Annotated in this window: 1 protein-coding gene; it reads left to right on the forward strand. The window is 60.6% G+C overall.

Annotated elements, in window-relative coordinates; all coding sequences use genetic code 11:
• Window positions 1–36: 36 nt before the first annotated feature.
• A partial coding sequence (locus tag WH50_RS25910; protein WP_110190379.1) for a LysE family translocator occupies window positions 37–507 on the forward strand: 471 nt, incomplete at its 3' end.

Consider the following 507-nt stretch of genomic DNA (forward strand, 5'->3'; position numbering starts at 1 on the left):
TAACGTTTTTCAACAACCTGCTATGCCATTGGCATTATGTATTCGCCCGGCCCGGTCAATTTTCTGGCACTCAATGCCGGACTACACGGTCAGGGCAGACAGACACTGGGGTTCTGTGTGGGCGTGGGTTTCGGCATCTTTATCCCGCTGCTGGCGTTCAGCCTGCTGGGGGCGGGGTTGATCACTCCTGCGCGGCTGACGCTGATCAGTGCTCTGGGCTGTCTCTATATCGCTTATCTGGGAGTGAAGACTGCCATCGCCAGCCTCAGGGTGGAGGTGACGCCACAGTCGGTCAAAGCCCTGAGCTGGCGCGACGGGATGCTGATGCAGCTGCTGAATCCCAAAGGGCTGGCCGCCACGCTGCCGCTGGCCACTATTCATCTGCCGGCTATCGGTGCTCATGGCAGTCAGCTGCTGCTGTTGTGTGGGGTACTGGCCGTCCTCGCCGGAGGAGCGCCACTGAGCTATGCGGTAGCCGGTGCCGTACTGGGGAAACGCCTGCAGCAT

The organism is Pokkaliibacter plantistimulans, from assembly GCF_003194385.1.
GTDB lineage: Bacteria > Pseudomonadota > Gammaproteobacteria > Pseudomonadales > Balneatricaceae > Pokkaliibacter > Pokkaliibacter plantistimulans.